The organism is Mesorhizobium sp. M0189, from assembly GCF_040322135.1.
Lineage (GTDB): Bacteria > Pseudomonadota > Alphaproteobacteria > Rhizobiales > Rhizobiaceae > Mesorhizobium.
In genome coordinates this window covers 109,171-133,277 of the sequence record NZ_JAMYSW010000005.1, presented here as the reverse complement: position 1 = coordinate 133,277, position 24,107 = coordinate 109,171, and the positions used below count along the sequence as shown (strand labels likewise).

Genomic DNA, 24,107 nt, shown 5'->3' with positions numbered 1-24,107 from the left:
AGACTAGCAGAAAATCGGCGAGCGTCAGTGCATGTGGCCGTGGTCATGCGTGTGCTCGTGAGGGTGCGGATGGTCGTTCTCTCCACGTTCCGTTGAAAACCGGACATTCGCCTCAGCCAGGGCTGGCATATGCTGGGACAGTTCGTCTTTCAGCGCTGCCGCGATCTTGTTCGCCGCCGACAGCGGTAAGGTTTCGTCCGCGGCAATTGCGATGTCGGCGTGCAATCTATGACCGACCCAGCGCGCCTTAGCATCGACAATATGCGCGCCCGCAACATGCTCGGCGGCATGTCGGATTTCATCCATCACACCGGGTTCGATTCCGTCCAGCATGCGGGTCAGCACCGAACGGGCCGATTGCCACACGATACCGAAGATCGCAATCGTGATCAGCAGGCCGACGATCGGGTCGGCCAAGGAAAAGCCGAGCCAGACGCCGATGGCTCCGATGACCACGGCAAGGCTGGTAAGTCCGTCGGTGCGGGCGTGGTAGCCGTCGGCAATGAGTGCCGCGCTGTTGATTTCGCGGCCGACGCGGATACGGAACACGGCAACCGCCTCGTTGCCGAGGAAGCCGACAATGCCCGCCGCCGTCAGCCAGCCGAGGTGTGTCACTACTTGTGGATTGATCAGCCTGTCGATGGCTTGGTAGGCGGCGACAACAGCGCTGAACAGGATGATGAGCACGATGATGATGCCGGCCAGATCCTCGACCCGGCCCAAGCCATAGGTAAAGGTCCGCGACGGCTTGCGCCGCGCCAGCACGAACGCAATCCATAGCGGGATCGCCGTTGTCGCATCGCCGATGTTATGGATCGTGTCGGCCAGCAATGCCACGCTCCCCGACAGCACAACCACGACCATCTGCAACGCCGCGGTGATGGCCAGGATTACGAACGACCATTTGATTGCCCAGATGCCCCGGTCGGTGGTAGCAATTGTCGCATCGATGACGCCGTGGGTGTGACCGTGCGAACCGTGATCGCCGTGATGATGTGCGGCGTGCGAGCCGAACCCGAGCCAGTCCAGAATGCGGGCTACGATGGCATTCATAGATACTTCGCCAGCTGCTTGAGTTCCGCCAGCGAGTTGCCGCCGGTTTCCACGCTGTCCGTGAGGCAATGCTCGATGTGATCGTTGATCAGCTCGCGCTTGGCGCTGCTGATGGCCCTTTCGACGGCATGAAGCTGCTGCGCCAGATCAACGCAAGGGCGATGCGCCTCGATCATGGCCAGCACCGCCGCAAGGTGGCCTTGCGCGCGCTTCAGGCGCTTTATGATGGAAGGATGTGAGGCGTGGAGGTGATCTGACATGCCTCCAGCATATCCTCCCGGGGAGGATACGGGTCAAGCTCTAAGTCAGCTGTGCAATTTCCGGAGAGGCTTCACCTTGAACATTGCTTGGTCTATGCCTTCCCCATGAAGAAGCTTGCCCGTTTTCTTGGCCTGCTGGTCGTTACAGCAGTCCTTGCGGTGGCGCTGGGCACGCTGCTGCCGCGCCCGCTCTGGCCGGCGGCCGCTGCCGATCCGATCGGCGCAAGCCACCGCATCCTGGTGCTGAAAAACCCGATCCACACCGACATCGCCATCCCGGTCGACGACGACGTGCGCCGGCGCTTCCACTTCCTGGTCGATGCCGGCATTCCGGCCGACATGGCGGAGGTCCGCTACATCGTCTTCGGCTGGGGAGGCCGCGCCTTCTATCTCGAGACGCCGACCTGGTCGGAACTGAAGGCAGTGCCGGTGATGAAGGCGCTGACCGTCGATGCTTCGGTGATGCATGTCGACATTTCAGGCGAAATCGCCGAGCCGCATCCCGACGTCGCCGGCTTCGACGTAAGTGAGGAACGCTTTGCGGCGCTGCTCGATTTCATTGCAGCAAGCTTCCAGCGGGGGCCGAACGGGGCCATTCCGATCGAGAATGCGGCCTATTCCCGCTTCGATCGTTTCTTCGAAGCCAATGGCCATTTCAACGCGCTGATCGGCTGCAACACCTGGACGGCGGCGGCACTGCGCACGGCCGGGCTGCGCACCGGCTGGTGGAACCCGCTGCCAGCCTCGCTCGGCCTGTCGATGCGGCTTCACAATTGAAGAGGGTTCCGGCTGATCAACGCCGCGATCCTTCGAGCCCTCCTTTCGCCAATCTCTAACGTTGCAGGACCTAGCAAGGCGCCGAAACTGCCAATCTCCCTCCTTGTGGGGGAGATGTCCGGCAGGACAGGGGGGGGCGCTGTCCCGCCGGCCTATCGAGCTTTTTATCGCCGATCCCCAGACTCGCGCGCCCGCTAGCCATAAAGCCAATCAAGATCGGCGGCGAGCTTTTCGGGTGAGCGCATCGCCAGGAACAGGTTGCGGGCCATCGCCACCGGCCCGGCCGCGTGCCAGGCGAGGCGGTTGACCGCGCCGCGGCGGGCGACCTGGGCGACGCGCGGCCGCCGCGCCTGTTCCCAAGCGGCAAGCGCGCCGCTGAGATCGGCAGGCGAGGTGGCAACGAAGCCGGCAAGCGTCGCCGCGTCCTCGATCGCCATCGCCGCGCCCTGTGCGGCAAAGGGCGTCATCGCATGCGCCGCATCGCCGATCAGCGCGACGCCTTCCGGTGTCGTCCACCGCCGCTGCTCGACGGTGTGGATCGGCCATGCCGTCCACGGCGCCGCCTCGCTCGCCAGACGGACCAGCGCCGGCGCGGTACCGCGCATGGCGCTGACGAGGATGGCGGGGTTGGCATGCCCCGACCAGCCCTCGGCGATGCGCTCGCCCCTGGTGAAGGCGGCGAGGTTGAAGGCAGTGCCACGGCTGACCGGATAGGCGACCATATGGAAGCCGGGATAGAGGAATGCGGTAACGCAATCGGGCGCACCGATCGCTGCAAAGGCTTGGCCAGCAGGGCTGTCGGCACCGACGGTGGCGCGCCACGCCAGCTCACCTGAAAACCGGCTACTACCGAATTCGGCCGCTTTGCGGGCCAGTTGTTCTCGCACCGACGACCAGACGCCATCCGCGCCGATCAGCAGACAGCCAGCCTCGACCGTTTCGCCATCAGCCGATGCAGTGACGGCAACAGCTTTCGGTCCGGCTGCGATGTCGGTCACCCGCGCGCCAGCGACCAGTTCGATCCCGGGCTGCTCCGAAACCCGCTGCATCAGCGCTGACTGCAGATCGGCGCGGTGGGCGACGAGATAGGGTGCCCCCCAGCGCGTTTCGGCGGCCGGGCCAAGCGGTACGCGCGCCAGCTCGCCCAGCGTGGCGGCATCCTTGAGCACAACCGCCTCCGGCCGCACCGCCGTCGGCAGCAGCCGATCGAGTACGCCGAGTTGTCGAAGAATGCGTGTCGCGTTGGGCGACAACTGGATGCCGGCGCCGGCAGCCTCGAGGTGCTGCGCCTGTTCGAACAGTTTTATCCGATAGCCGCGCTCGGCGAAGGCCAGTGCCGCGGTCAGCCCGGCAACGCCCGCCCCGGCGATGACGACCTGCCGGGACTGCGTTTCCTGCATCAGGCTTGTCGCAGGAGAATCAGGCGGCCTGGTCGATATAAAGGCAGCCCGGCGGCACCGTTTCCAATGCCTTCAGCTTCGGCGAATAGCGATAGAGCGTCGAGCAGTAGGGGCAGACCTTTTCATTGTCGTCGCCCATGTCGAGAAATACATGCGGATGGTCGAAAGGCGGATTGGCGCCGGTGCACATGAATTCCTTGACGCCGATGTCGATTGCCGGATAGCCCGCATCGTTCTGGAAATGGGGAATGGAACCGCCTGCCATCGTCGTCTCCTGATCTTGTCGATTGCATCTGGATCATAACCCGTCTCTTTGCAAGATCGATGAAATGAAACTGTCGCAAAAGCCTGTCAGAGGATAAGTTAAGCCGGTTAACACCGTAATCCGCGGACGGGTGTGAGAAGAGCAGGAACTATGAACGAACTGAAGCCGGTCCAGAACGAATTCATCACCATCGAGGCTGCGAGCCGCGAAGGCGGCAATCCTGACCGCTTCGTCAACCGCGAGTTTTCCTGGCTGCAATTCAATCGGCGCGTGCTCGAGGAATCGCTGAACGCCAATCATCCGCTGCTCGAGCGCGTTCGCTTCCTGTCGATATCGGCGGCCAATCTCGACGAGTTCTTCATGGTCCGCGTCGCCGGTCTTGCCGGCCAGGTGCGCGAGGGCATCGTGCTGAAGAGCCCGGACGGGCGCACCCCCGAGCAGCAGCTCGAACAGCTGTTGCGCGAGGTCGAGCGCCTGCAGGAGGACCAGCAGAACAGCCTTTCGGCGCTGATGCTGCAGCTCAACAAGGAAGGCATCGAGAGCATCACCCGCGATGCGCTGACCAAGGACGAGAAGACCTGGCTCGAGGACCATTTCCAGGAGCAGGTGTTTCCGGTCCTGACGCCGCTGTCGATCGACCCAGCGCATCCGTTTCCGTTCATTCCCAATCTCGGTTTCTCGATGGCGCTGCAATTGCGCCACCGCAAGAACGGCGAGGAAATGAGCGCGCTTTTGCGCCTGCCGGTAGCGCTGAGGCGCTTCATCCGCTTGCCGGATCGCAAGCATCACGTCCGCTTCGTTCCGCTCGAAGAGGCGGTCAGTCTCTACATCGGCAAGCTGTTCCCCGGCTACGAGGTCAAGGGCTCCGGCACGTTCCGCATCATCCGCGACAGCGATATCGAGGTCGAGGAAGAATCCGAAGATCTGGTGCGGCTGTTCGAGACGGCGCTGAAGCGTCGCCGCCGCGGCTCGGTCATCCGGATCGAGTTCGACAGGCTGATGCCGTCCGAATTGCGCGACTTCGTCGCCGGCGAGCTTGGCGTCTCGGCCAGCCGCATCAGCGTGCTTACCGGGCCGCTGGCGCTTAGCCAGATCTCGGAGATCGTCGCCGTCGCTCGCGACGATCTGAAGTTCACGCCCTACAATCCGCGCTTCCCGGAGCGCATCCGCGAGCATGGTGGCGATTGCTTTGCCGCCATCCGCGAGAAGGACATCATCGTCCACCACCCCTACGAATCCTTCGACGTGGTGGTGCAGTTCCTGCGCCAGGCGATGGCCGATCAGGAAGTGGTGGCGATCAAGCAGACGCTCTACCGCACCTCCAACGACAGCCCGATCGTGCGGGCTTTGGTCGACGCCGCCGAGGCCGGCAAGTCGGTGACGGCGCTGGTCGAGCTCAAGGCGCGCTTCGACGAGGAGGCCAACATCCGCTGGGCGCGCGACCTCGAGCGCGCCGGAGTCCAGGTCGTCTTCGGCTTTCTCGAGCTGAAGACCCACGCGAAAATGTCGCTGGTGGTGCGGCGCGAGGATGGCAGGCTACGCAATTACGTGCATCTCGGCACCGGCAATTACCACCCGGTCACCGCGCGCATCTACACCGACCTGTCCTTCTTCACCACCGATCCGACGATCGCGCGCGATGTCGCGCAATTGTTCAATTTCATCACCGGCTATGCCGAGCCGGCCGAGCAGATGCGGCTGGCCATATCGCCGTTCACGCTGCGCAACCGCATCCTCAAGCATATTTCGGACGAGATCGGCCACGCGCTGGATGGCAGGCCGGCTCGCATCTGGATGAAGATGAATGCGCTGGTCGATCCGATCATCATCGATGCGCTCTACGATGCCAGCCGCGCCGGCGTCGAGATCGATCTCGTCGTGCGCGGCATCTGCTGCCTGAGACCGCAGGTGCCGGGCCTGTCGGAGAACATAAGGGTGAAGTCGATCGTCGGCCGCTTCCTCGAGCACAGCCGCATCTATTGCTTCGGCAACGGCCACGGCCTGCCCTCGGACGGGGCGATCGTCTACATCTCCTCGGCCGATTTGATGCCGCGCAATCTCGACCGCCGGGTCGAGACCATGGTGCCGATCACCAATCCAACTGTGCATGAACAGGTGCTCGGCCAGATCATGCTCGGCAACATCATGGACAACCAGCAAAGTTTCGACGTATTGGCTGACGGAACCTCCCGGCGCGTTGTGCTGGAGGAGGGCGAGGAACCGTTCAACGCGCAGGAATATTTCATGACCAATCCGAGCCTGTCCGGACGGGGCGATGCGTTGAAGTCGCATGCGCCCAAGCGCATCGCGCAGTTCAAGCGCCGCAAGAAACAGAACGCAGCGACGGGCTGATGATTTCAGCGTCCCAGGGCCGGCTTCAGGACCGCCGACCGCTGTCCATCATCGATATCGGGTCGAACTCGATCCGTCTTGTCATCTATGAAGGGCTGGCGCGCTCGCCGACCTTGCTGTTCAACGAAAAGATGCTCGCCGGCCTCGGCCGCGGCATCGTTTCGACCGGAAAGCTCGATCCCGAGGCGGTGACGCGCTCGATGGAAGAGTTCCGCCGTTTCCGCGCGCTCTCCGACCAGGCCGGCGCCGAGCGCATGTATGTGTTGGCGACCGCCGCCGCCCGTGAGGCGGTCAACGGCCCCGACTTCATCCACCGCGCCGAGGATGTACTCAAGACCGAGATCCAGGTGCTGAGCGGCCGCGAGGAAGCCCATTATTCGGCGCTCGGCGTCATCTCCGGTTTCCACCCGGCCAACGGCATCGCCGGCGATCTTGGCGGCGGCAGCCTCGAACTGATCGATATCGACGGCGAGGCGATCGGTGACGGCATCACCCTGCCGTTGGGCGGCTTGCGCCTGCAGGACATGGCGAAGAACTCGCTGACCCAGGCGGCAAAGATCACGCGCGAGCAACTGGCGCGGGCGAAATTGCTGAAGGGCGGACAGGGCAGGGCCTTCTACACGGTCGGCGGCACCTGGCGAAACCTCGCCCGTCTGCACATGGAAATGACCAACTACCCGCTCGGCGTCATGCACCATTACGAGATCGGCATCGAAAGCGCCGCGAGCTTCCTCCGGCAGGTCGCCAAAGCCGAGATCGATAAGGTCAAGGGCATCGAGGGCGTCTCCAAGAACCGCCGCTCGCTGCTGCCCTACGGCGCCATCGTGCTGCAGGAGATCATGGCGGCGATGCAGCCGTCGAAGATCATCGTGTCGGCGCTGGGCGTGCGCGAGGGCTTTCTCTATTCGCTGCTCGACAAGGCCGAACAGAAAGCCGATCCGCTGATCTCGGCGGCGGAAGAGCTTGCCCGCCTGCGCTCGCGATCGGTCGACCACGCGCATGAGCTTGTCGAATGGACCGGTAAGGCCTTCGCTGCCTTCGGCATCGACGAAACCAGGGATGAGGCGCGCTACCGCCACGCCGCCTGCCTGCTTGCCGATATCGGCTGGCGCGCCCATCCCGAATATCGCGGCAAGCAATCGCTCAACATCATCGCCCACGCCTCGTTCATCGGCGTCGACCATCCCGGCCGCGCCTTCCTGGCGCTTGTCAGCCTGTTTCGCCACGAGGGCGTATTCAATGAAGCCGCTCCGGAAATCCGCGGGCTGGCGACACCGCGCTATCTCGAACGCGCCCGGGTATTGGCGGCGCTGTTGCGCGTCGTCTATCTGTTGACCGCGGCAATGCCGGGCGTCATGCCGCGGCTGAAATGGGAAAACCGCGGCAATGGCGTGCTGGCGCTGGTGCTGCCGGCAGCGCTGGCCGATCTTTACGGCGAGCGGCCGGCTGGCCGGCTGGCACAGCTGGCAAGAGTCACCAACCGCCGGCTGGTGCTGGCGGTCGAGGGCGGGCCAAGCATGTCTGTGAAGTGAACGGGCGGTCCAAGGCCGGATTTCGGGACGTGGGGTAAACGCAGAGCGAAAAATTCCATGACCATCCCATCGTCATCTCCGTCCGTAGCTGCAGCCGAAGCGCTCGGCTTCGATCCAGCGATCCACCGCAAGCTGCTTGCCGGGCTCGAGTCCGGCCTGTTGCGCGACCTGCACATCGTTCTCGCTGCCCGCTCCGAGAAGGTCTTCCTGGAGCACTATGCCGAGGGCAGGGACGAAGAATGGGGGCGCCCGATCGGGCAGATCGCCTTTGACGCCGGCACGCTGCACGATCTGCGCTCGGTAACGAAGAGCATCGTCAGCCTGCTTTACGGCGTTGCCCTCGACACGGGACTGGTGCCGCCACCCGATGCGCCGCTCTTCGCGCTGTTTCCCGAATACGCCGATCTCGCCGCCGATCCCGCGCGTGAGAAGATCACGATCGGCCATGCGCTGACGATGACGCTCGGCATGGAGTGGGACGAAAACCGTCCCTATTGCGATCCGCAGAACAGCGAGATCGCGATGGAGAACGCGCCCGATCGTTATCGCTTCATCCTTGAGCGGCCGATCATCGCCGACCCTGGGAGCCGCTGGATCTATTCCGGCGGCAGCGTCGCGCTGGTTGGCGCGATCATTGAAAGAGGCTGCGGCAAATCCCTGCCGGATTTCGCGCGCGAGGCGCTTTTCGCGCCGCTTGGAATCGAGCGCTTTCACTGGTCGGCTGGTGGTGACGGCGTCGCCTCCGCAGCGTCCGGCCTCAGGCTGGCGGCCCCTGATCTTTTGAAGATCGGCCAACTCCTTCTTCGCAAGGGTCTATGGAATGGAGAGAGGATCGCGTCGGAAGGCTGGATAAACGCGTCGTTAACAGCCACAATCTCGACGCCGGACGGCCTTGGTTATGGCCGGTTGTGGTTCACCGGCGACGCGCCGGCGCCAGCATTCGCCGCCCCGAAATCATGGTATGGGGGTTTCGGCAATGGCGGACAGCGGCTCTGGCTGATGCCCGAGGCCGACATCGCCGCCGTGATCTATGCAGGCAAGTACAACGCCCAGGATGCCTGGGTGACGCCGACCCGCGTCTGGCGCGAGATCATTCTGGCCAATTTCCTGAACGCCTGATGATCTGTGCTGACGCCAGTCTTTCAGGTCGCTTCGGCACCGACGCCGATGCCACGCCCGTCGGCCGACCAGGCGCCCGCACCAGCCATTGCCAGCGCCAGAAAACCACCTGCTATGGCAATGTCCTTCATCAGCATCTGTGAATGCAGGAAGGTCAGCGTCGGATCGTCGCCGCCTTGGCTGTAATGACCGATGAAGGCGGTCGCGATGCAGAAGGCGGCGAGCAGCAGCGCCACGATCGGCGTCTTGAAGCCGACGAGGATGAGCAGCCCGGCGATCAGCTCGAACAGCCCCGTGCCCCAGGCAGCGAGTGTTGGCAGCGGCAGTCCGAGGCCGGCGAAATAGCTAGATGTGCCGGCGATGTCGGCAAGCGCATGGAAGCCGGACGGCACGAACAGTGCGGCGAGCAGCAGCCGGGACAGCAAGAGCAGCGCATTGCGGGGCATGATTCACCTCCGTTATCAGCGGCCGTTTTGGCCCAGCGCCCGATCTTAGCAGAGTTCCGGCCAGCAGATCGACCGACGCATTCCGACAACGAAAAAGGGGCACGGAAAATTCCGCGCCCCTTTTTTTCTAGGCAATGCTGGGCCGCTTCAGCCGCGCTTGGCGTCGATCGAATACGCGCCGGCACCCGAGGAGGCGAGCACGAGGAAGCCGCCGGCAATGCCGAGGTTCTTCATGAAATTGATCATCTGCATCTGATCGGCCCAGCCGGTGTGGGCGACCAGCGCGGTGGCGACGGTGAAGATCGCCATCACCCAGCCGACGATCCGGGTCTGGAAGCCGACGAGGATGGCGAGGCCGCCAAGCAGTTCGATGAGCCCAACGACAATGGCGGTCACCATCGGCAGCGGCAGGCCAAGGCTGCCGAAATAGCCGGCCGTACCGGCAATCGCCGTCAGCTTGCCGAAGCCGGAAAGCAGGAAGATGACCGAAAGCAGGATGCGGCCGAGCAGGATCGTGCCCGAGGCGCCGGAGGCGGTGCCGGACCCGGCAAACGAAGTGTTGGTGGACGTGTTGGTGGACATGCGTAACTCTCCAGAAGGGTTTGGCCAAACGACTTGGGATAGCCGTCCAGTTAGCGCATGCCGACTGTTCACCAAAGACGTCAGATTGGTTACGGATTGTTCACCGAGGTAACGTTTTCGCGATCAACTTACCCCGGGTGCGTCATGTCCTCCGGCCGCACCAGCCGCTCATAATCGGCTTCGCTGACCAGCCCGGTCGCCAGCGCTTCCTCGCGCAGCGTCGTGCCGTTCTTGTGCGCCGCCTTGGCGATCTTGGCGGCGTTGTCGTAGCCGATCGTCGGCGCCAGCGCCGTCACCAGCATCAGCGAACGGTCGAGCGCTGCCTTGATGTTGTCTTCGCGGGCCTCGATGCCGACGACGCAATTGTCGGTAAACGACACCGAAGCGTCGGCCAGCAGCTGTACCGATTGCAGGAAACAATAGGCCATCAGCGGATTGTAGACGTTGAGCTCGAAATGGCCTTGGCTGCCGGCGAAGCTGATCGCCGCATTGTTGCCGAACACCTGCACGCAAACCTGTGTCATCGCCTCGCATTGTGTCGGATTGACCTTGCCCGGCATGATCGAAGAGCCCGGTTCGTTTTCCGGCAGCGACAATTCGCCGAGGCCCGAACGCGGGCCGGAGCCAAGCAGGCGGATATCGTTGGCGATCTTGAACAGCGCTGCCGCGCAGGCATTGATGGCGCCGTGCGAGAAGACCATGGAATCATGGGCGGCCAGCGCCTCGAACTTGTTCGGCGCCGTGACGAAATCGATGCCGGTGATCGCGGCGATACGTGCCGCCACCTTTTCGGCAAAACCGACCGGCGCGTTGAGGCCGGTGCCGACCGCGGTGCCGCCCTGTGCCAATTCCTGCAGACCTGGCAGGGTCATCTCGATGCGCTTGATCGACGAGGCGACCTGCGCCGCATAGCCGGAGAACTCCTGGCCGAGCGTCAGCGGCGTCGCGTCCTGGGTGTGGGTGCGGCCGATCTTGACGATGTGGGCGAAAGCCCTGGTCTTGGCCTCGAGTGCCGCATGCAAATGTCTCAGCGCCGGCAGCAGGTCGTGGATGATGCGCTCGGCGCAGGCGATGTGCATGGCCGTCGGATAGGTGTCGTTCGACGACTGGCTCATATTGACGTGGTCGTTTGGGTGCACCGGCTTCTTCGAGCCCATGATGCCGCCCAAAAGCTCGATCGCCCGGTTGGAGATCACCTCATTGGCGTTCATGTTGGACTGGGTGCCCGAGCCGGTCTGCCAGACGACCAGCGGGAAATGCTCGTTGAGCTTGCCGTCGATGACCTCCTGGGAGGCTTCGATGATGGCCTTGCCGATCGCCGGATCGAGTCGCTTCAGCTCCATATTGGCTTCGGCGGCGGCCCGCTTGACGATGCCCAGCGCCCGCACGATCGACGCCGGCTGTTTCTCCCAGCCGATCTTGAAATTGGCAAGTGAACGCTGCGCCTGCGCGCCCCAGTAACGGTCGGCGGCGACCTCGATGGGACCGAACGTGTCGGTTTCGGTTCTGGTCTCTGGCGCGCTCACGAAGTCTCTCCGGGTTGCAAATTTGCAAACGGCGTATCGCGTTGCACAAATGCCTTCAAGCGGAGATTGCGGACGATGGGGATGCAAATCGGTTGAAGCAGCGCCTTTTCCTTCTCGCAAGGGGAGAAGGGAGAGCGCGCGCTCCTCACCCCGCCGTGTACCCTCCATCCACTGCAAAGATGCCGCCGCTGGTCCACGCCGCTTCGTCGCTGGCGAGATAGACCGCGATGCCGGCAAGATCGCTGGTTCGGCCGATGCGGCCGAGCGGGTAGCTGCGCTCGACATAGGCCTTGAGCTCGGCCTGCGCGGCTTCCGGCAGGTTTTCGATCGACCTGCGCCGCATTGCGGTGTCGACCGTGCCGGGCGCGATGGCATTGACCCTTATGCCGCGCGGCCCGAGCTCGAAGGCGAGCGACTTGGTCAGCGAATTGAGCGCGCCCTTCGACAGCGAATAGAGGCTGGACGGCCGCTTCGGGATCATCTTGTGCGCAAAATAGGATGAGATGTTGATGACCGATGCCCCGCCCGGCGCGAGATGCGGCAACAGTCGCTGGGTGAGGAAGAATACAGCCGTGACGTTGAGCGCGAACGACTGCTGGAACTGGTCCTCGCTGACGGTCTCGAACGGCGCCAGGAACGCCACGCCGGCATTGTTGACGAGGATGTCGAGAGGTGGGCCGCACCTGGCATGCTCGACCACGGCGTCGATGCCGGCGCTGGCCGACAGGTCTGCCGACAGCGTTTCGACGCCGTCCCCGAGCTGCTTGCGGGCGGCGTCGAGTTTTTTGCCGTCGCGGCCGACGATCAGCACGTCCGCGCCTTCGCGCAAAAACGCCTCGGCGATTGCCAGCCCGATCCCGTCCGAGCCGCCGGTGACCAGTGCCCGTTTGCCGCCCAGTCTCATCCAACACTCCCGCGCAATGCCGTCTTGTCTGACAAGGAGAGCAGCGCCGTTGGCAACTGTGGTCAAGCCGCCAGCCTATCCTACAGTATGAACTTCGGCTGTCGGGCACGATGGTCTATTCGGCAGCGGCTGCATCGCGCCGAACAGCCAGGCGGGTAGCGACAAACTCCTTGACGTGATGAATGGCCTGTTCACGCGTGACGCTGCCGGGCTGCAGGCCAAGCCGCAACCATAGCCCGTCGATCAGGGCGGTGACGCCGAAGGCGATCTCGTCAGCATCGGGCGCCGGCATCAGACCGCGCAGGCCGGACAGCAGGTTGGAGCGCATGCGCGCATGGATCACCTTCTGGATGCGGGCCAGCTTTTCGTCGCGCGGCACCTCCGCGCAAAGCGAAAGCCAGGCATGGCAGAGGGACGGCTGGAAAAGATGCGGCTCGAAATTGCCTTCGATGATGGCATCTATCCGTTGCATTGGGGTGCGCGCCTGCTTCAGCCGCTCGACCACTGCATGACGCAGCACCAGGTTCGACTCGCGCATGGCGTGCTCGAACAGTTCCCGCTTGCTGTTGAAATAATGCAGCACGATGCCCTTCGACGCGCCGGCCTGTGCCGCCACTTTTTCTATGGTGGCGCCAGCTATGCCTTCGCGCTGAAGCACGGCAAAGGCGGCTTGCCGCAGCTCTTTGCGGCGTATGTCGCTGAGGCGCTTGAGTTTCACGGGCCGGATCCATGCATCGAAAACCGACGTTGACATTTTCGTCCGCCGAGATCAAGAATTGACCGGTGGGACAATATAAGGACCGAATGGTCAACACCGTTGGTGAAATGAGGAGAACCGAAATGCTTCGTAGCCTTGGAATAGGCGCCTCGCTCTGGGTCCTGCTGGCGACCCAGCCGGTCTTTGCGGCTGAACCTGAACAATGCAAGGTCGTGCGCATGGCCGAGCCTGGATGGAACGACCTTGCCTTCACCACCGGCGTCACCAGCGTCTTGCTCGATGCGCTCGGCTACAAACCGGCAAGCTCGCTTCTGGGCATCAACGTCATCTATGAATCCTTGAAGAACAATGATTTGGACGTGTTCCTTGGCTATTGGGATCCGGCGATGATCACCTATTACGAGCCCTATAAGAAGGACGGCTCGGTAGACGATGTGCGCGTCAATCTCGTCGGCGCCAAATACACCTTTGCCGTGCCGACTTACGTCTGGGAGGCCGGCGTCAAGGATTTTGCCGACCTGCAAAAGTTCGCCGACAAGTTCGGCAGGAAGATGTATGGCATCGAGCCGGGCTCGAACCAGCTGATGATGGACGCCATCGCCGATAAGTCGCTGGGCCTCGATGGCTGGCAGGTCGTCGAATCGAGTGAAGCCGGCATGCTTTCCGAGGTCGGCTACGAGATCAAGGAAAAGCGCTTCATCGTCTTCCAGGGTTGGGCGCCGCATCCAATGAACACGATGTACGACTTCAAATATCTGAGCGGCGGCGACAAGTTCTATGGCCCGAACTTCGGCGCCGCGACGGTGACGACGCAGGTGCGCAAGGGCTATCTGCAGCAATGCCCGAATGTCGGGCAGTTGCTGAAGAACCTCGCCTTCGACATCGATTTCGAAAATCTCGGCATGGGCTATCTCATCAATGACGGCCTGAAGCCTGAGGAAGCCGGCCTGAAGGCCATCAAAGGGAATCCGGATAGGCTCGGCGCCTGGCTTGCCGGTGTCACCACATTCGATGGCAAGCCCGCGCTCGACGCGGTCAAGCAGCAGCTCGGCCTTTGATATCGGTCGATCAGGCTGGCTGGAACGGCCGCAAGCGCAAGGTCGGTGCCGGCTGCACTGAAACGGCCTGCGTCGAAATCGCCGGGCAGGAGCCCGCGCTGGTGCTGGTGCACGGCTTCTCCGACACGAGCCGCAGCTTCTCCTTGCTGGCGCCGCATCTCGCCGGGCGCCGGCTTATCATCCCAGACCTGCGCGGGCATGGCGCCTCGCCGGCCGGGACACGCGGCTTCGCGTCAGCGGATTTCGCGGAAGATGTGGTGAGTTTGATCGAGCGGTTGCGCCTCGAGCGGCCGGTTCTGGTCGGGCATTCCTTGGGCAGTATGGTGGCGATCGAGGCAGCAGCGCGCTATCCCGAGATGATTGGCGGCCTGGTGCTGATGGCCGGAACGGTGCGGCCGCAGATCGGTGAGGATCACCCGATGACCATTGGTGTGCGGGCACTTCGAGACCCGATATCGCCGGCCGATCCGTTCTATGACTATTGGCATGCCTGCGAGGCCGAGGTTCCAGCGGACTTCCTGACCATGGTTGCAAAGGAGGCGTCAGCCATGCCGGCGGCACTTTGGCGAGCAATCCTGGAGCAGGTTCGGCGCGTCGATCTTACCGACAAGGCGCGTACGCTGCGCCTGCCGGCGCTTGTCATTGCTGGCGGGCGCGACCTGCTCTTCGACGAAACGCACCAACAGCGGCTCCTCGAAGAAATCCCTGCCGCGGAGTTCGTGGGCGCGGCGCGGTGCGGGCATAACCCGCACTGGGAGGATCCGGCATTGGTCGCGGCAGCCATCGCCCGATATTTCAAGGTCCGGAGTAAAGCTGGATCCCAGTCGACGGCCGACGCGACCGGCAGTCCGGGCTGAGAGCAGTCATGAACCTTTCCGAATATGTGGCGTTGGATGCCGTCGCCCTGGCCGGGCACGTTCGTTCGGGCGAACTGTCCGTTGTCGAGGTCGTCGAGGCGGCTATCGAAGCAATCCAAAGCATCAATCCCGCCATCAATGCCGTGACACTGATCGATGCGGACCGGGCGCTTTCCGCGGCGGCAAGCTGCAACCGGCACGCCGCACTCGCCGGCATTCCTTTCCTGGTCAAGGACACCGGCGTGAATGTGCGGGAGTGGCCGACGACGCACTCGTCGCTCTACTTCAAGGATGCCGCGCCGAAACCCGACAGCGAGATCGTCCGGCGATGGCGGGCCGCCGGTCTGATCTTGCTGGGCAAGACAAACACGCCTGAATTCGCCAATGACTTCGTCACCGAACCCAGCTTTCGCGGCCCCACCTTGAACCCTTGGGATCTTTCGCTGACGGCGGGCGGCTCAAGCGGTGGAGCTGCTGCCGCGGTGGCAAGCGGCATGGTGGCGGTCGCCCACGGTTCCGATATCGGCGGCTCGATCCGGGTGCCGGCTGCCTGTTGCGGCGTGTTCGGCATGAAGCCGTCGCGCGGACTCACGCCTGTCGGCCCCTGTCGAGGTCAGGTCGGCGCCGGGCTCTACGCCGACAACGTCCTGTCCCGCACCGTTCGCGACAGCGCCGCCATGCTGGACATAACTGCCGGTCCAGAACAAGGAGCGCCTTACTCCGTGTCAAAATCGGTGCCGTCCTACCTGGACTGGCTGTCTTCGCCCGGCGAGCATCTGCGCGTCGCGTGCCTGGCGCACCGGCCGGATGGCGCGCCGGTCGCGCCCGAGATCGAGGAAAAATTACGTCAAGCCATGGTCCTCCTCGAGGATATGGGGCACGAGGTCACACAGGCGCGTTTCCCGCGGGAAGGCAGCGCCGAAGCGGACTGGAGCATCTTCTGGATGTCGGAGGTCGCGCGGCTGGTTGACGAGCGCGCCGACGAGATCGGGCGGATGCCGGGGGCCGGCGAAATCGAAAGCCTCAGTCGTCACGCGCTCGACTGTTTTCGACGGTCCTCGGCCGCCGACTATCTCAGGGCGCAGGACCATGTGCACAGCGCTTCGCTGGCGATGGCGAGGGCGTTCGATGCGTTCGACCTGATCATGACGCCGACCACGGCCGGCCTGCCGCCCCGGCTTGGCGCCATCCATGGCGATGGTGCTCTCTTTGATTACGAGGCTTGGGCGAGCCGGGCTTACGGCTTTGCGCCTTTCACGGAAATCTTCAACGTCACCGGCCAACCGGCCGCCAGCCTGCCGCTGTTCCAGTCGAAAGGCGGCCTGCCGATTGGCATCCAGCTCATTGGCCGCAAGAACGAGGATCACCGTCTGCTGCGCGTTTCCCTTGACCTGGAGCAGGCAACCGCATGGACGGCGCGTTACCAGGCGATCCATGCCAGACACTTTCAGGCATGAACCAGGAGGCTCCGGCGACGTAGGAGGCGTCGACGATGTTGGTTCATACCGAAATTGGGTGCTGCCCGAGCAGCGATCGCGCCATCGGCAACAGACGCAAAACCTCCGCGGGCCTGGCGAATTCCCGTTGTACGGTCTGCTGAAGCGCCTGCCAGTCTGGGGAGGCGGCCAAGGCCGCCTCGTGGCGGGTATGCGCCTCGGCGCTGTCGAAACCCGTGACGCTGATGAAGACGTTTTCGCTGGCCCGCACCGGCAGCCGCGGAAAGCTGTTTTCGGCATGCTCGGTGACGAAGGCGGCGAGCGGTTGTCCGCCAAGTGCGGCAAGAACCGGAAGAGCCCCGGTCTGGAAATCCCTGGCGAAGCCGGCTTCGAGGCCCGGTCGCAAATGATGAATCCTGATGACAACAATTGCCTGCAAAGCACTGCTTGTGCTTGGTTCTTCGAGATCCGTCTGGGGTACTCGTTGCGATCCCGAGAGGTCGAAGCCGGCGCCCGGCCAAGCCGGTTTCAGCAGCAGCACGTCGTCGGAATCGATCATCGTGGCGTTGGCGGCGTTGCGCCAGGCCGCCCAGACCGGCCCGTCATAGAAGGCGGCCAGCGCATGCTTCCGCGCGATCATGCCGTCGAAGCCGCGCAACCAGACGAACATATCTGGCCGGTCGAGGTCGCGGAACTGGCCGATGATGGTCATCCCCGCGGTTTCCTGGCCCTCGATCAAATGATTGTCGAAGATGCCGATCAGCGTCTCGCGTCGGCCAGGTTTCAGCGTGTATTGCCGAAGTTCGACGACGGGCGAGGCGAGCAGATCGGATTTAGGCGCGGCATTCAAAGGCAGGTTCATCGCTCGATCTCAAAAACAGGACAGTCATCCTGTTTTATAAAACAGACCGGTTGTCCTGTTTTGTCAATCTGCTATCGTGTGGAAATGTCAGCAGAGACCACAGCCCGCCCAAAGGCGCGGGCTAAAAAACGCACCAATGACCCCGAAGGCATGCGCAAAAAGGTGCTCGATGTCGCCGAAGAGGCGTTTCAGGCACGCGGCTATCACGCCTCCAGCATGGGCGACTTGATGGCGACGGCGGGCGTCACCGGCGGCGCGCTGCACCACCATTTCGCGACCAAGAAGGCGCTGGCGCTAGCAGTCATCGAAGAGCGGGTCGCCGCCGCCGTCGAGGAGACCTGGATCGCGCCAGTGCGGAGGGCCGGCTCGGCGCGGGAGGGCGTGCGCGCCGTGTTCGCGGCCGTCGCGGCGGAGCTGGAGCAGCAGGGATTCGTGCGCGGCTGCCCGCTCAACAATCTGGCGCACGAACTGTCGCTTGCCGATCCGGATTTCCGCATTGCCCTTGCCGACATTTTTTCGGCCTGGCGTCAGGCGATTGCCGACAAGATCAGGGCCGACCAGCAGGCGGGCCGGGAGCAGGGCACCGATCCGCAGCGCTTCGCAGCGCTCGCCGTCGCCACCTATTCCGGCGCCATGTCGATGGCCAAGACCGCACAGGACACAAGAGTGCTGCGCGACTGCCTGATGGCCTTGGAACAGGGAGTCACGAGGCGACGTCGCAGGATACTCCACAAAGCCCCTTGACGGGACAGAGGCGCCGCCGTCGCTCACTATGACCGAGGTGGGGAGGCCGAGCTCTTAATTCGGCAGCGGCTTGATCAGCTCGTAGCCGACCACGCTTTCGGCGCTGGTGCCCTCGTCATAGCGCCTGGCCACAACTGCCTGCAAGTCGGGTGCGTAAAGCGCGGTAAACTCGTCCTGCGTCTCGCCGGCCTCGCTCCTGATCGTCTGCTTGACCGCGAGCACGGAGTATTTGCATTCACCCAGGCTGAACGTCTCCTTGCCCTTGACGTTGATCTCCAGCGTCTCGGTGCCCTTCGGCGGCTTGTTCGGTGCGAGGCGGGCAAACACGATCTTGTTCTTAGCCCCCGCCTTCAGCGGGAACACCTTCCTGAGATCGGAAAACGGGATCATCGCCAGCTGCCCCGTGCTGCTGTCGCGAAACACCTCGATCAGTCCGCCGAACAGGTACTGCGACTGCGGCGATTGCGACTGGTATTTGTTGGCAACGGCCACCATTCCGCCCGCTGCCGGTCGAAATTCGCTGTGGATGCCAGGCCTTTCGAGAATGAAGCCGGCCTTGGCCGATTTGACGTCGATGCACTCGGCGCCATGCGCTGCGCTCGTCACCGCCAGAATGGCCATTGTCATGCCGATGGATGCAGTTTTCATGCCGTCCTCCTCTGCCCGCGCAAGTTGAATGCCGAAAGCAATGCCAGACCTGGGAGAACGTGTCGACATACTTTGCGAGCAACTGGACTGCCGATCCGCGTCGTGCTGAATTTTAGCGCATGATGCATCGCATTCCCGCCCTACCGGTTTCTCGGCGCAGCTTCCTGATGCAGGCAGCGGCCGTTGCCGCGGCCGGCGCCGTTTCGCGCCCGGCCTTCGGCCAGACCGGGCAGCGCATCCCGCCGATCGACGCCACCTTCCTGTTTATCGCTGATGTCCATGCCTGCCGAATGGCGAACGGATTGAGCCCGCATTGCGAGCAGGAGGGCAAGACCGACGCTGCCTTGCTGCGCAACGTCGCCGCACTCAACGGCGTCGGTGACAGACAATGGCCGGCTGAAATCGAAGGCGTTGCCACCGGCCTGCGCTCGACGGGCAACATCGGCACGCCGCTCGGCCTCGTCGTCGGCGGCGACATCACCGATGACGGCGGCGGCCAGATCACCCAGCCCAGCGAGGGCACGCAGCTGCTTCAGTTCAGCCAGCGCTACCAGCAGGGCGTCGGCCCCGACCGTGTGCACATGCCCGTCTATGTCGGCCTCGGCAACCACGACCTCGACCAGAACGGCCCGCGCTCGCATGTCGACTGGTACCGCCGCGAAATGCGCGACTATGTCGAGGTCAACCACCGCCCCGGCGTGTTCTTCAAGCCGCCTGCGCCGGCGACCGACTACGACGTCGAGACCGACTGCTATTCATGGGATTGGGGCGGTCTGCATCTTGTCCAGACGCACCGTTTTGCCGGCGATACCGGCCACGGCGCCGCCAACAGCCTGCCATGGCTGAAGCAGGATCTGGCGACCTATGCCGGCGACGGCCGCCCGGTCATCCTGTTCCAGCATTATGGCTGGGATACTTTTTCGATCGAAAGATGGGACGCCGCCGAGAGAACCTTCGACGACAGCGGCACGGGTCCGCCGCATTGGTGGAGCGAAGTCGACAGGCAGGCGCTGCTGGCCGTGCTGAAAGGCTACAATGTCGTCGGCATCTTCCATGGCCACCAGCACGCAACGCCGATGATCTACCGCCGTGACGGGCTCGACTTGTTCAAACCGAAGGCCGCCTTCATGGGCGGCTTTGCCTTGGCGCGGGTGACCGGAAACAGCATGGATGTGGTGCTGGGCGAAGCCGCCGGAAATCATGGCGAGGTCACCTTCACCAATGCATACAGCAAAAGCCTGACTTTCTTACGGTAAGAGAGGGCGCAAAAAAGGCGGCCGAGCCGCCTTTTTCCTGGTTCGCGAAGGGGGCCAGTGTCAAAGCGCCTTCTTCACCTTGTCCTTCACGTCGCCGTAAGCCTTCTGCATCTTGCCGGTCGCCTTGTCGACGTCGCCTTCGGCCTCGGTGCGCCTGTTGCCGGTGGCCTTGCCGGCGGCCTGCTTGACCGAGCCCTTGGCTTGCTTGGCGACGCCTGCCACCTGATCCTTGTTCACCATCGCGCATCTCCTGGAGTTCGGGAGTTTTATTTGCGAGGCAAACGGTCAGGCACCGCTTCGGTTCCATGCATCGCCGGACAACCGGTTGCACCCGGCGCGGTAATGCGGCTAGGCTCTGCCCGGGGGGATTTCGATGCGTTTTCGCCTTGCCTGTGCCGTTGCGACGTCCATGCTTTTGGCAGGCTGCGTCGCCGATGATGTCGGGCCGATCAACGTCTTTACGCCCGAAGCCGGCAGGCCGTCGCCGGCTTTCATTCCAGATCCGGGCGACGACGGCTCGACTGTGCTCGGCCTCGCCTTCTCCGGTGGCGGCACCCGGGCCGCGGCCTTCTCCTACGGCGTTCTGCGGGCGCTGGACGACATCGTCATCGACGAGCAGCCGCGGCGGCGCACGCTGGTCGATGACATCAGGATGATTTCCGGTGCATCAGGCGGCGCGGTGACTGCCGCCTATTTCGGCTACAAGGGCGAGGACGGCTACCGCGACTTTCGCGAACGGTTCCTGATCCAGAATGCTGAGGCCGACCTTCGAACAAGGCTGTCGCCGTTCAACCTTGTCCGCGCCTACTATGGCGGCGTCAATGACCGCAGCGGTTTTGCCAAATGGCTGAACGACAATCTCTTCGACGATGCGACATTCGAGGCGTTCGCCAAGCCGGACCGGCCCATCATCTGGATCAACGCGTCCGATATCTATAACCGCACGCCATTTCTGTTCAGCTACGACACTTTCGCGGCGCTTTGTAGCGATCTCGACAAGATGCGGTTGGCTGATGCGGTCGCGGCTTCCGCTGCCGTGCCGGTGGTCTTCGCGCCGATCGTGGTTTCCGCCACCAGCCCGGATTGCGGCTACCCAGGCCGCAATGGTTGAGCCGGGCACTGGCCGATCACAATGCCTCGATCAGGCTCAAGGCCTATGCCAGCGCGCTCGATTCCTATCAAAACGCCGATCCCCTCGACTATGTGAAATTGCTGGACGGTGGTCTGACCGATAATCTCGGCGTCACCGGCTTTACCCTGGAGCGCTCCGCCGCCGGCACCCCCTATGGTCCGCTGTCGCCGGCCGCCGCTGTCCGGTTGAGGACGCTGCTTTTCATCGTTGCCGACGCCGGCGCCGACAACGACGTGAGCTGGGCCAAGTCTATCCACGGACCGCGGCTTAGCGAGTTGCTCGACGCCGTGACGAGCACCACCATGGCGGCCGCGGTGCGCGACGAAGCCGACGCACTGAAGCTGGCCGTCTCGCAATGGCGCGGTGAATTGGTCCGCTACCGCTGTGCTTTGCCGACCTCGACCGTGGCTGCCTATCGCGGCTCGACTGCCGGCTGGGATTGCCGCGATGTTGAACTCGTGGTCCAATATCTGTCCTTTGCCGACCTCGACCAGGCGACACAGGCCAAGCTGAACGCTGTCCCGACGCGGCTGAAATTGCCGGTCGATCAGGTCGACCTCACCATCGCGGCCGGTCGCGAGGCGCTGCTGGTCAATACGGATATCACCAAGGCGGTCGCCGCCATCCGCGCTCGCGCCGGCGTCACGCCGGGGGCACAATTGGCCGCGGCACAAGCAAACTGAGCCGCTGGGCTCGACACGGAGAGACCATCTTGGCTGAATTCACGCTCTTCATCGGCAACAAATGCTTCTCGTCCTGGTCACTGAGGCCATGGCTGGCGATGAAGCATCTGGAGATACCGTTCGAGGAAGGTTTTGTGCGCCTGCGCACGCCCGAGACCGCCGCCAATCTGGCCAGGATATCGCCGACCGGCCAGGTGCCGGTGCTGAACCATCGGCTGCCGAATGGCGAGATCCGGATCGTCTGGGAAACCCTTGCCATCCTTGAATATCTTGCCGACCTGTTTCCCGACAAGAAGCTCTGGCCGGCCGATATCGGCGCTCGCGCGCACGCCCGCTCGGCGGCGACAGAGATGCATTCCGGCTTTCGCGAGGTCCGCTATGGCTGGCCGATGAATTTGCGCCGGCCAAAAGGCCACAAGCCGCTCGACGCCGAAGGTGAGGCGCAACGGGCGCGCATCGAGGATCTGTGGCGGCAATGCCGGGAAAAATACGGCAAAGGCGGGCCGTTCCTGTTTGGCCATTTCACCGCGGCCGACGCCATGTACGCGCCGGTCGTCACCCGCTTCGACACCTATGGCGGCACGCTGGCGCCCGACACCCGCGCCTATGTCGATGCCGTGCTTTCGATGCCGGCGATGCGCCACTGGTATGCGGAGGCGGCGAAGGAACCATGGCCGGAGCCCGGCCCCGACGAATGAGCCGAGCAACCGACGAGCTGGTCTTCCACTTCGCGGCCCGCGGCCTATCTGAAGATCGGGCAGGGGCTTTGGAGACTTCACAATGACAGCTGTTTCTTCCGCACTGGCCGGCAAGGTCGCTCTTGTCACCGGCGCCTCGTCGGGCATCGGCGAGGCAACCGCTGTGGCGCTGGCGGCCGCCGGGGCAAAGGTGGCGATTGCCGCCCGCCGCGCCGATCGCCTCGAAGCGCTGGCCGCGCGTATCGAAAAGGCCGGCGGCACGGCACTCCGTATCGCGGCCGACGTCACCAGCAACGACGATGTCACCGCCATCGTCGACAAGGTTGTCGCCGAATGGGGCCGCCTCGACATCCTCGTCAACAATGCCGGGGTGATGCTTCTGTCGCCGGCCGCCGAGGCGGTGCTCGATGACTGGCGCCGCATGGTCGAGCTCAACCTGCTGGCGCTGATGGGTGTCACCAAAGCGGCGCTGCCGCATCTCAGGGCCGCCAAGGGTCACATCGTCAATGTCTCGTCGGTCGCCGGCCGCGTCGCCAATCCCGGCGCCAGCGGCTATGCCGCAACCAAGTTCGGCGTCGTCGGCTTTTCCGAATCGCTGCGCCGCGAAGTCTACTCCGACAAGGTTCGCGTCACCGTCATCGAACCCGGCCTGGTGCGCACCGAGCTCGGCGACCATATCACCAATCCGGCGGCGAAGACTGGGCTCGACCAGCGGCTCGCCGCCATGGAGGCGCTGGCCGCCGAGGACATCGCCGCGGCCATTCTCTACGCCGTGAGCCAGCCGGCGCACGTCAACGTCAACGAGATCGTCATCCGCCCGACCGACCAGGAACGGTGAATGACGTCGGATCGTTTCGTTAGACTTCGAATCCCGCCCGCAGGAAATCGCCACACTCCTCGACCAGCCGGGACGGGTCCCTCGCAAGGTAGACGCCGAAATCCGCCATCGGCGCCGGCGGCAGGTTGAAGCGTCCGTTGAGGCTTTGGCAGTCGGGCGGCAGTCCTTCCTGCAGCAGAAGGCCGATGCCAAGCCCGGCCCTCAGCGCCGAGATCAGCGTCGCGAAAGTCGACACGCGGCAGCCGATCTTCCAGCCGAGCCCGGCCTCGGCGAGCGAGGCCAGCATTCTGTCCTGCCAGGAGCAGGCGCCTTCGAAGATGACCAGCGGAAGCTCGACCTCGTCATCGATCTCGATCATGCGGCTTGCCGCCCAGACCAGCTGTCGTGACAGATGACCTCGCGGCGCCTTTGTGAAGCGCGCCGGATCGGCCATGACGATGTCGCATTTTCCTTCGCCCAGCGACTTGCTGAGATCGGCGCTGCTGGCCGATGTCAGCTCGATCTCCACGGAAGGATGCCGGCGGCGGAAGTCGGCAATGATCAGCGGCAGCCGTGTCACCGCCAAATCCTCGATGATGCCCAGCCGGACACGGCCGACCAGCCTGCGGCCTTCTATCTCGCGCCTGGCATCGTCGCCGATCGCGATGGCCTTGCGGGCGAAGGCGAGCAGGATCTCGCCGGCCTCGGTCAGCGTCACGCCGCGCGGCGAACGGCGCAGCAGCTCGGCGCCGACTTCACCCTCGAGGCGCTGAAGCTGCATGCTCACCGCCGCCTGGGTGCGGGCAAGTCGATCGGCCGCCCGGCTCACCGTTCCCGTATCGGCCACGGTGACGAAGGCACGCAGCAGCCTGACGTCGATATCTCCAGTCATAAGAATTCCTGATAGCTGTGTCAGCACTATCAGGCTATCCGAAAGCCCGATCTGAATTCAAGGTCCGCTCGCACGAACGAAAACAGGAGC

General features: G+C 63.7%; 24 protein-coding genes and 1 pseudogene. 12 read left to right on the top strand and 13 right to left on the bottom strand.

Annotation, left to right across the window (positions count from 1 at the left end; translation table 11 throughout):
• Positions 1-24 precede the first annotated feature (24 nt).
• On the bottom strand, positions 25-1,053 hold the full coding sequence (locus tag NKJ09_RS11600; protein ID WP_502895887.1) for a cation diffusion facilitator family transporter: 1,029 nt from the start codon (positions 1,051-1,053) through the stop codon (positions 25-27).
• Positions 1,050-1,313, bottom strand: a complete 264-nt coding sequence (locus tag NKJ09_RS11595) for a metal-sensing transcriptional repressor (RefSeq protein ID WP_023719742.1) — start codon at positions 1,311-1,313, stop codon at positions 1,050-1,052. Before NKJ09_RS11595 ends, NKJ09_RS11600 begins: the two co-directional genes overlap by 4 nt.
• 105 nt (positions 1,314-1,418) lie before the next feature.
• On the opposite strand from NKJ09_RS11595, the gene NKJ09_RS11590 reads away from it, so the two are divergent.
• Positions 1,419-2,090 carry a TIGR02117 family protein gene (locus tag NKJ09_RS11590; protein ID WP_352495568.1) on the top strand — a complete coding sequence of 224 codons (672 nt, stop codon included), beginning with the start codon at positions 1,419-1,421 and terminating at the stop codon, positions 2,088-2,090.
• 194 nt (positions 2,091-2,284) lie between these two features.
• On the opposite strand, the gene NKJ09_RS11585 is transcribed toward NKJ09_RS11590, so the two are convergent.
• Both NKJ09_RS11585 and NKJ09_RS11580 read right to left on the bottom strand, forming a co-directional pair.
• Positions 2,285-3,490: an FAD-dependent monooxygenase gene (locus tag NKJ09_RS11585; protein ID WP_352495567.1), complete on the bottom strand. Its 1,206-nt coding sequence runs from the start codon at positions 3,488-3,490 to the stop codon at positions 2,285-2,287.
• A gap of 19 nt (positions 3,491-3,509) precedes the next feature.
• Positions 3,510-3,755, bottom strand: coding sequence for a zinc-finger domain-containing protein (locus tag NKJ09_RS11580; RefSeq protein ID WP_023722726.1), 246 nt, complete (start codon positions 3,753-3,755; stop codon positions 3,510-3,512).
• 150 nt (positions 3,756-3,905) lie between these two features.
• Between NKJ09_RS11580 and NKJ09_RS11575 the strand changes: the two genes are divergently transcribed.
• Genes NKJ09_RS11575 through NKJ09_RS11565 form a run of 3 tightly spaced genes read left to right on the top strand, consistent with a single transcriptional unit; the run spans position 3,906 to position 8,758 of the window.
• A complete protein-coding gene (locus NKJ09_RS11575; protein WP_352495566.1) occupies positions 3,906-6,107 on the top strand; it encodes an RNA degradosome polyphosphate kinase in 2,202 nt (733 codons plus the stop codon).
• Complete coding sequence (ppx, locus tag NKJ09_RS11570) at positions 6,107-7,639, top strand: exopolyphosphatase (protein ID WP_023722728.1); 1,533 nt, start codon at positions 6,107-6,109, stop codon at positions 7,637-7,639. Before NKJ09_RS11575 ends, ppx begins: the two co-directional genes overlap by 1 nt.
• A 57-nt stretch (positions 7,640-7,696) precedes the next feature.
• Complete coding sequence (locus NKJ09_RS11565) at positions 7,697-8,758, top strand: serine hydrolase domain-containing protein (protein ID WP_352495565.1); 1,062 nt, start codon at positions 7,697-7,699, stop codon at positions 8,756-8,758.
• Between the two features lie 23 nt (positions 8,759-8,781).
• Here the strand turns inward: NKJ09_RS11565 and NKJ09_RS11560 are convergent, their stop codons facing one another.
• The 5 genes from NKJ09_RS11560 to betI form a co-directional block, all read right to left on the bottom strand.
• The gene (locus tag NKJ09_RS11560) at positions 8,782-9,204 is read right to left on the bottom strand and encodes a DoxX family protein (protein WP_352495564.1); all 423 of its coding nucleotides are present in this window, start codon (positions 9,202-9,204) and stop codon (positions 8,782-8,784) included.
• 147 nt (positions 9,205-9,351) lie between these two features.
• Positions 9,352-9,786, bottom strand: a complete 435-nt coding sequence (locus NKJ09_RS11555; RefSeq protein WP_023722731.1) for a DoxX family protein — start codon at positions 9,784-9,786, stop codon at positions 9,352-9,354.
• 128 nt (positions 9,787-9,914) lie between these two features.
• On the bottom strand, positions 9,915-11,312 hold the full coding sequence (gene fumC / locus NKJ09_RS11550) for a class II fumarate hydratase (protein ID WP_023722732.1): 1,398 nt from the start codon (positions 11,310-11,312) through the stop codon (positions 9,915-9,917).
• A 145-nt stretch (positions 11,313-11,457) separates the two neighbouring features.
• Positions 11,458-12,216, bottom strand: a complete 759-nt coding sequence (locus NKJ09_RS11545) for an SDR family NAD(P)-dependent oxidoreductase (RefSeq protein ID WP_352481760.1) — start codon at positions 12,214-12,216, stop codon at positions 11,458-11,460.
• Between the two features lie 115 nt (positions 12,217-12,331).
• A complete protein-coding gene (gene betI, locus NKJ09_RS11540) occupies positions 12,332-12,934 on the bottom strand; it encodes a choline-binding transcriptional repressor BetI (protein ID WP_031195249.1) in 603 nt (200 codons plus the stop codon).
• Positions 12,935-13,056: 122 nt separating this feature from the next.
• Here betI and choX point away from each other — a divergent pair, with 122 nt between their 5' ends.
• Genes choX through NKJ09_RS11525 form a run of 3 tightly spaced genes read left to right on the top strand, consistent with a single transcriptional unit; the run spans position 13,057 to position 16,306 of the window.
• A complete protein-coding gene (gene choX / locus NKJ09_RS11535; RefSeq protein ID WP_031195251.1) occupies positions 13,057-13,992 on the top strand; it encodes a choline ABC transporter substrate-binding protein in 936 nt (311 codons plus the stop codon).
• Positions 13,989-14,849, top strand: a complete 861-nt coding sequence (locus tag NKJ09_RS11530) for an alpha/beta fold hydrolase (protein ID WP_023722736.1) — start codon at positions 13,989-13,991, stop codon at positions 14,847-14,849. Before choX ends, NKJ09_RS11530 begins: the two co-directional genes overlap by 4 nt.
• Positions 14,850-14,857: 8 nt before the next feature.
• Positions 14,858-16,306, top strand: coding sequence for an amidase (locus tag NKJ09_RS11525; protein WP_352481758.1), 1,449 nt, complete (start codon positions 14,858-14,860; stop codon positions 16,304-16,306).
• Between the two features lie 43 nt (positions 16,307-16,349).
• Here NKJ09_RS11525 and NKJ09_RS11520 read toward each other — a convergent pair whose 3' ends face one another.
• Positions 16,350-17,147 carry an NIPSNAP family protein gene (locus NKJ09_RS11520; protein WP_352495563.1) on the bottom strand — a complete coding sequence of 266 codons (798 nt, stop codon included), beginning with the start codon at positions 17,145-17,147 and terminating at the stop codon, positions 16,350-16,352.
• Positions 17,148-17,297: 150 nt separating this feature from the next.
• Between NKJ09_RS11520 and NKJ09_RS11515 the strand changes: the two genes are divergently transcribed.
• A complete protein-coding gene (locus tag NKJ09_RS11515) occupies positions 17,298-17,891 on the top strand; it encodes an LmrA/YxaF family transcription factor (RefSeq protein ID WP_023722739.1) in 594 nt (197 codons plus the stop codon).
• A 54-nt stretch (positions 17,892-17,945) separates the two neighbouring features.
• Here NKJ09_RS11515 and NKJ09_RS11510 read toward each other — a convergent pair whose 3' ends face one another.
• The gene (locus NKJ09_RS11510) at positions 17,946-18,539 is read right to left on the bottom strand and encodes a hypothetical protein (protein WP_352762767.1); all 594 of its coding nucleotides are present in this window, start codon (positions 18,537-18,539) and stop codon (positions 17,946-17,948) included.
• Between the two features lie 119 nt (positions 18,540-18,658).
• Between NKJ09_RS11510 and NKJ09_RS11505 the strand changes: the two genes are divergently transcribed.
• On the top strand, positions 18,659-19,795 hold the full coding sequence (locus tag NKJ09_RS11505; protein ID WP_352481755.1) for a metallophosphoesterase: 1,137 nt from the start codon (positions 18,659-18,661) through the stop codon (positions 19,793-19,795).
• 60 nt (positions 19,796-19,855) lie between these two features.
• On the opposite strand, the gene NKJ09_RS11500 is transcribed toward NKJ09_RS11505, so the two are convergent.
• Positions 19,856-20,035: a CsbD family protein gene (locus NKJ09_RS11500; RefSeq protein WP_352481754.1), complete on the bottom strand. Its 180-nt coding sequence runs from the start codon at positions 20,033-20,035 to the stop codon at positions 19,856-19,858.
• 133 nt (positions 20,036-20,168) lie between these two features.
• Here NKJ09_RS11500 and NKJ09_RS11495 point away from each other — a divergent pair.
• The 3 genes and pseudogenes from NKJ09_RS11495 (at position 20,169) to NKJ09_RS11485 (ending at position 23,146) form a co-directional block, all read left to right on the top strand.
• Positions 20,169-21,610, top strand: a pseudogene (locus tag NKJ09_RS11495) (patatin-like phospholipase family protein).
• Between the two features lie 29 nt (positions 21,611-21,639).
• On the top strand, positions 21,640-22,308 hold the full coding sequence (locus tag NKJ09_RS11490) for a glutathione S-transferase family protein (RefSeq protein ID WP_023722744.1): 669 nt from the start codon (positions 21,640-21,642) through the stop codon (positions 22,306-22,308).
• An 82-nt stretch (positions 22,309-22,390) separates the two neighbouring features.
• Positions 22,391-23,146 (top strand): SDR family NAD(P)-dependent oxidoreductase, encoded by a 756-nt coding sequence (locus NKJ09_RS11485; RefSeq protein WP_352495562.1) that lies wholly within the window; start codon positions 22,391-22,393, stop codon positions 23,144-23,146.
• Between the two features lie 19 nt (positions 23,147-23,165).
• Here the strand turns inward: NKJ09_RS11485 and NKJ09_RS11480 are convergent, their stop codons facing one another.
• Positions 23,166-24,017, bottom strand: a complete 852-nt coding sequence (locus NKJ09_RS11480) for a LysR family transcriptional regulator (protein WP_352481751.1) — start codon at positions 24,015-24,017, stop codon at positions 23,166-23,168.
• Between the last annotated feature and the right edge of the window lie 90 nt (positions 24,018-24,107).

Coding starts and splice junctions, on each gene's coding strand:
- NKJ09_RS11600 (WP_502895887.1), bottom strand. CDS start 1,053: ATGAATGCCATCGTAGCCCGCATTCTGGACTGGCTCGGGTTCGGCTCG.
- NKJ09_RS11595 (WP_023719742.1), bottom strand. CDS start 1,313: ATGTCAGATCACCTCCACGCCTCACATCCTTCCATCATAAAGCGCCTG.
- NKJ09_RS11590 (WP_352495568.1), top strand. CDS start 1,419: ATGAAGAAGCTTGCCCGTTTTCTTGGCCTGCTGGTCGTTACAGCAGTC.
- NKJ09_RS11585 (WP_352495567.1), bottom strand. CDS start 3,490: ATGCAGGAAACGCAGTCCCGGCAGGTCGTCATCGCCGGGGCGGGCGTT.
- NKJ09_RS11580 (WP_023722726.1), bottom strand. CDS start 3,755: ATGGCAGGCGGTTCCATTCCCCATTTCCAGAACGATGCGGGCTATCCG.
- NKJ09_RS11575 (WP_352495566.1), top strand. CDS start 3,906: ATGAACGAACTGAAGCCGGTCCAGAACGAATTCATCACCATCGAGGCT.
- ppx (WP_023722728.1), top strand. CDS start 6,107: ATGATTTCAGCGTCCCAGGGCCGGCTTCAGGACCGCCGACCGCTGTCC.
- NKJ09_RS11565 (WP_352495565.1), top strand. CDS start 7,697: ATGACCATCCCATCGTCATCTCCGTCCGTAGCTGCAGCCGAAGCGCTC.
- NKJ09_RS11560 (WP_352495564.1), bottom strand. CDS start 9,204: ATGCCCCGCAATGCGCTGCTCTTGCTGTCCCGGCTGCTGCTCGCCGCA.
- NKJ09_RS11555 (WP_023722731.1), bottom strand. CDS start 9,786: ATGTCCACCAACACGTCCACCAACACTTCGTTTGCCGGGTCCGGCACC.
- NKJ09_RS11545 (WP_352481760.1), bottom strand. CDS start 12,216: ATGAGACTGGGCGGCAAACGGGCACTGGTCACCGGCGGCTCGGACGGG.
- choX (WP_031195251.1), top strand. CDS start 13,057: ATGCTTCGTAGCCTTGGAATAGGCGCCTCGCTCTGGGTCCTGCTGGCG.
- NKJ09_RS11525 (WP_352481758.1), top strand. CDS start 14,858: ATGAACCTTTCCGAATATGTGGCGTTGGATGCCGTCGCCCTGGCCGGG.
- NKJ09_RS11520 (WP_352495563.1), bottom strand. CDS start 17,147: ATGAACCTGCCTTTGAATGCCGCGCCTAAATCCGATCTGCTCGCCTCG.
- NKJ09_RS11515 (WP_023722739.1), top strand. CDS start 17,298: ATGCGCAAAAAGGTGCTCGATGTCGCCGAAGAGGCGTTTCAGGCACGC.
- NKJ09_RS11510 (WP_352762767.1), bottom strand. CDS start 18,539: ATGAAAACTGCATCCATCGGCATGACAATGGCCATTCTGGCGGTGACG.
- NKJ09_RS11505 (WP_352481755.1), top strand. CDS start 18,659: ATGATGCATCGCATTCCCGCCCTACCGGTTTCTCGGCGCAGCTTCCTG.
- NKJ09_RS11500 (WP_352481754.1), bottom strand. CDS start 20,035: ATGGTGAACAAGGATCAGGTGGCAGGCGTCGCCAAGCAAGCCAAGGGC.
- NKJ09_RS11485 (WP_352495562.1), top strand. CDS start 22,391: ATGACAGCTGTTTCTTCCGCACTGGCCGGCAAGGTCGCTCTTGTCACC.
- NKJ09_RS11480 (WP_352481751.1), bottom strand. CDS start 24,017: ATGACTGGAGATATCGACGTCAGGCTGCTGCGTGCCTTCGTCACCGTG.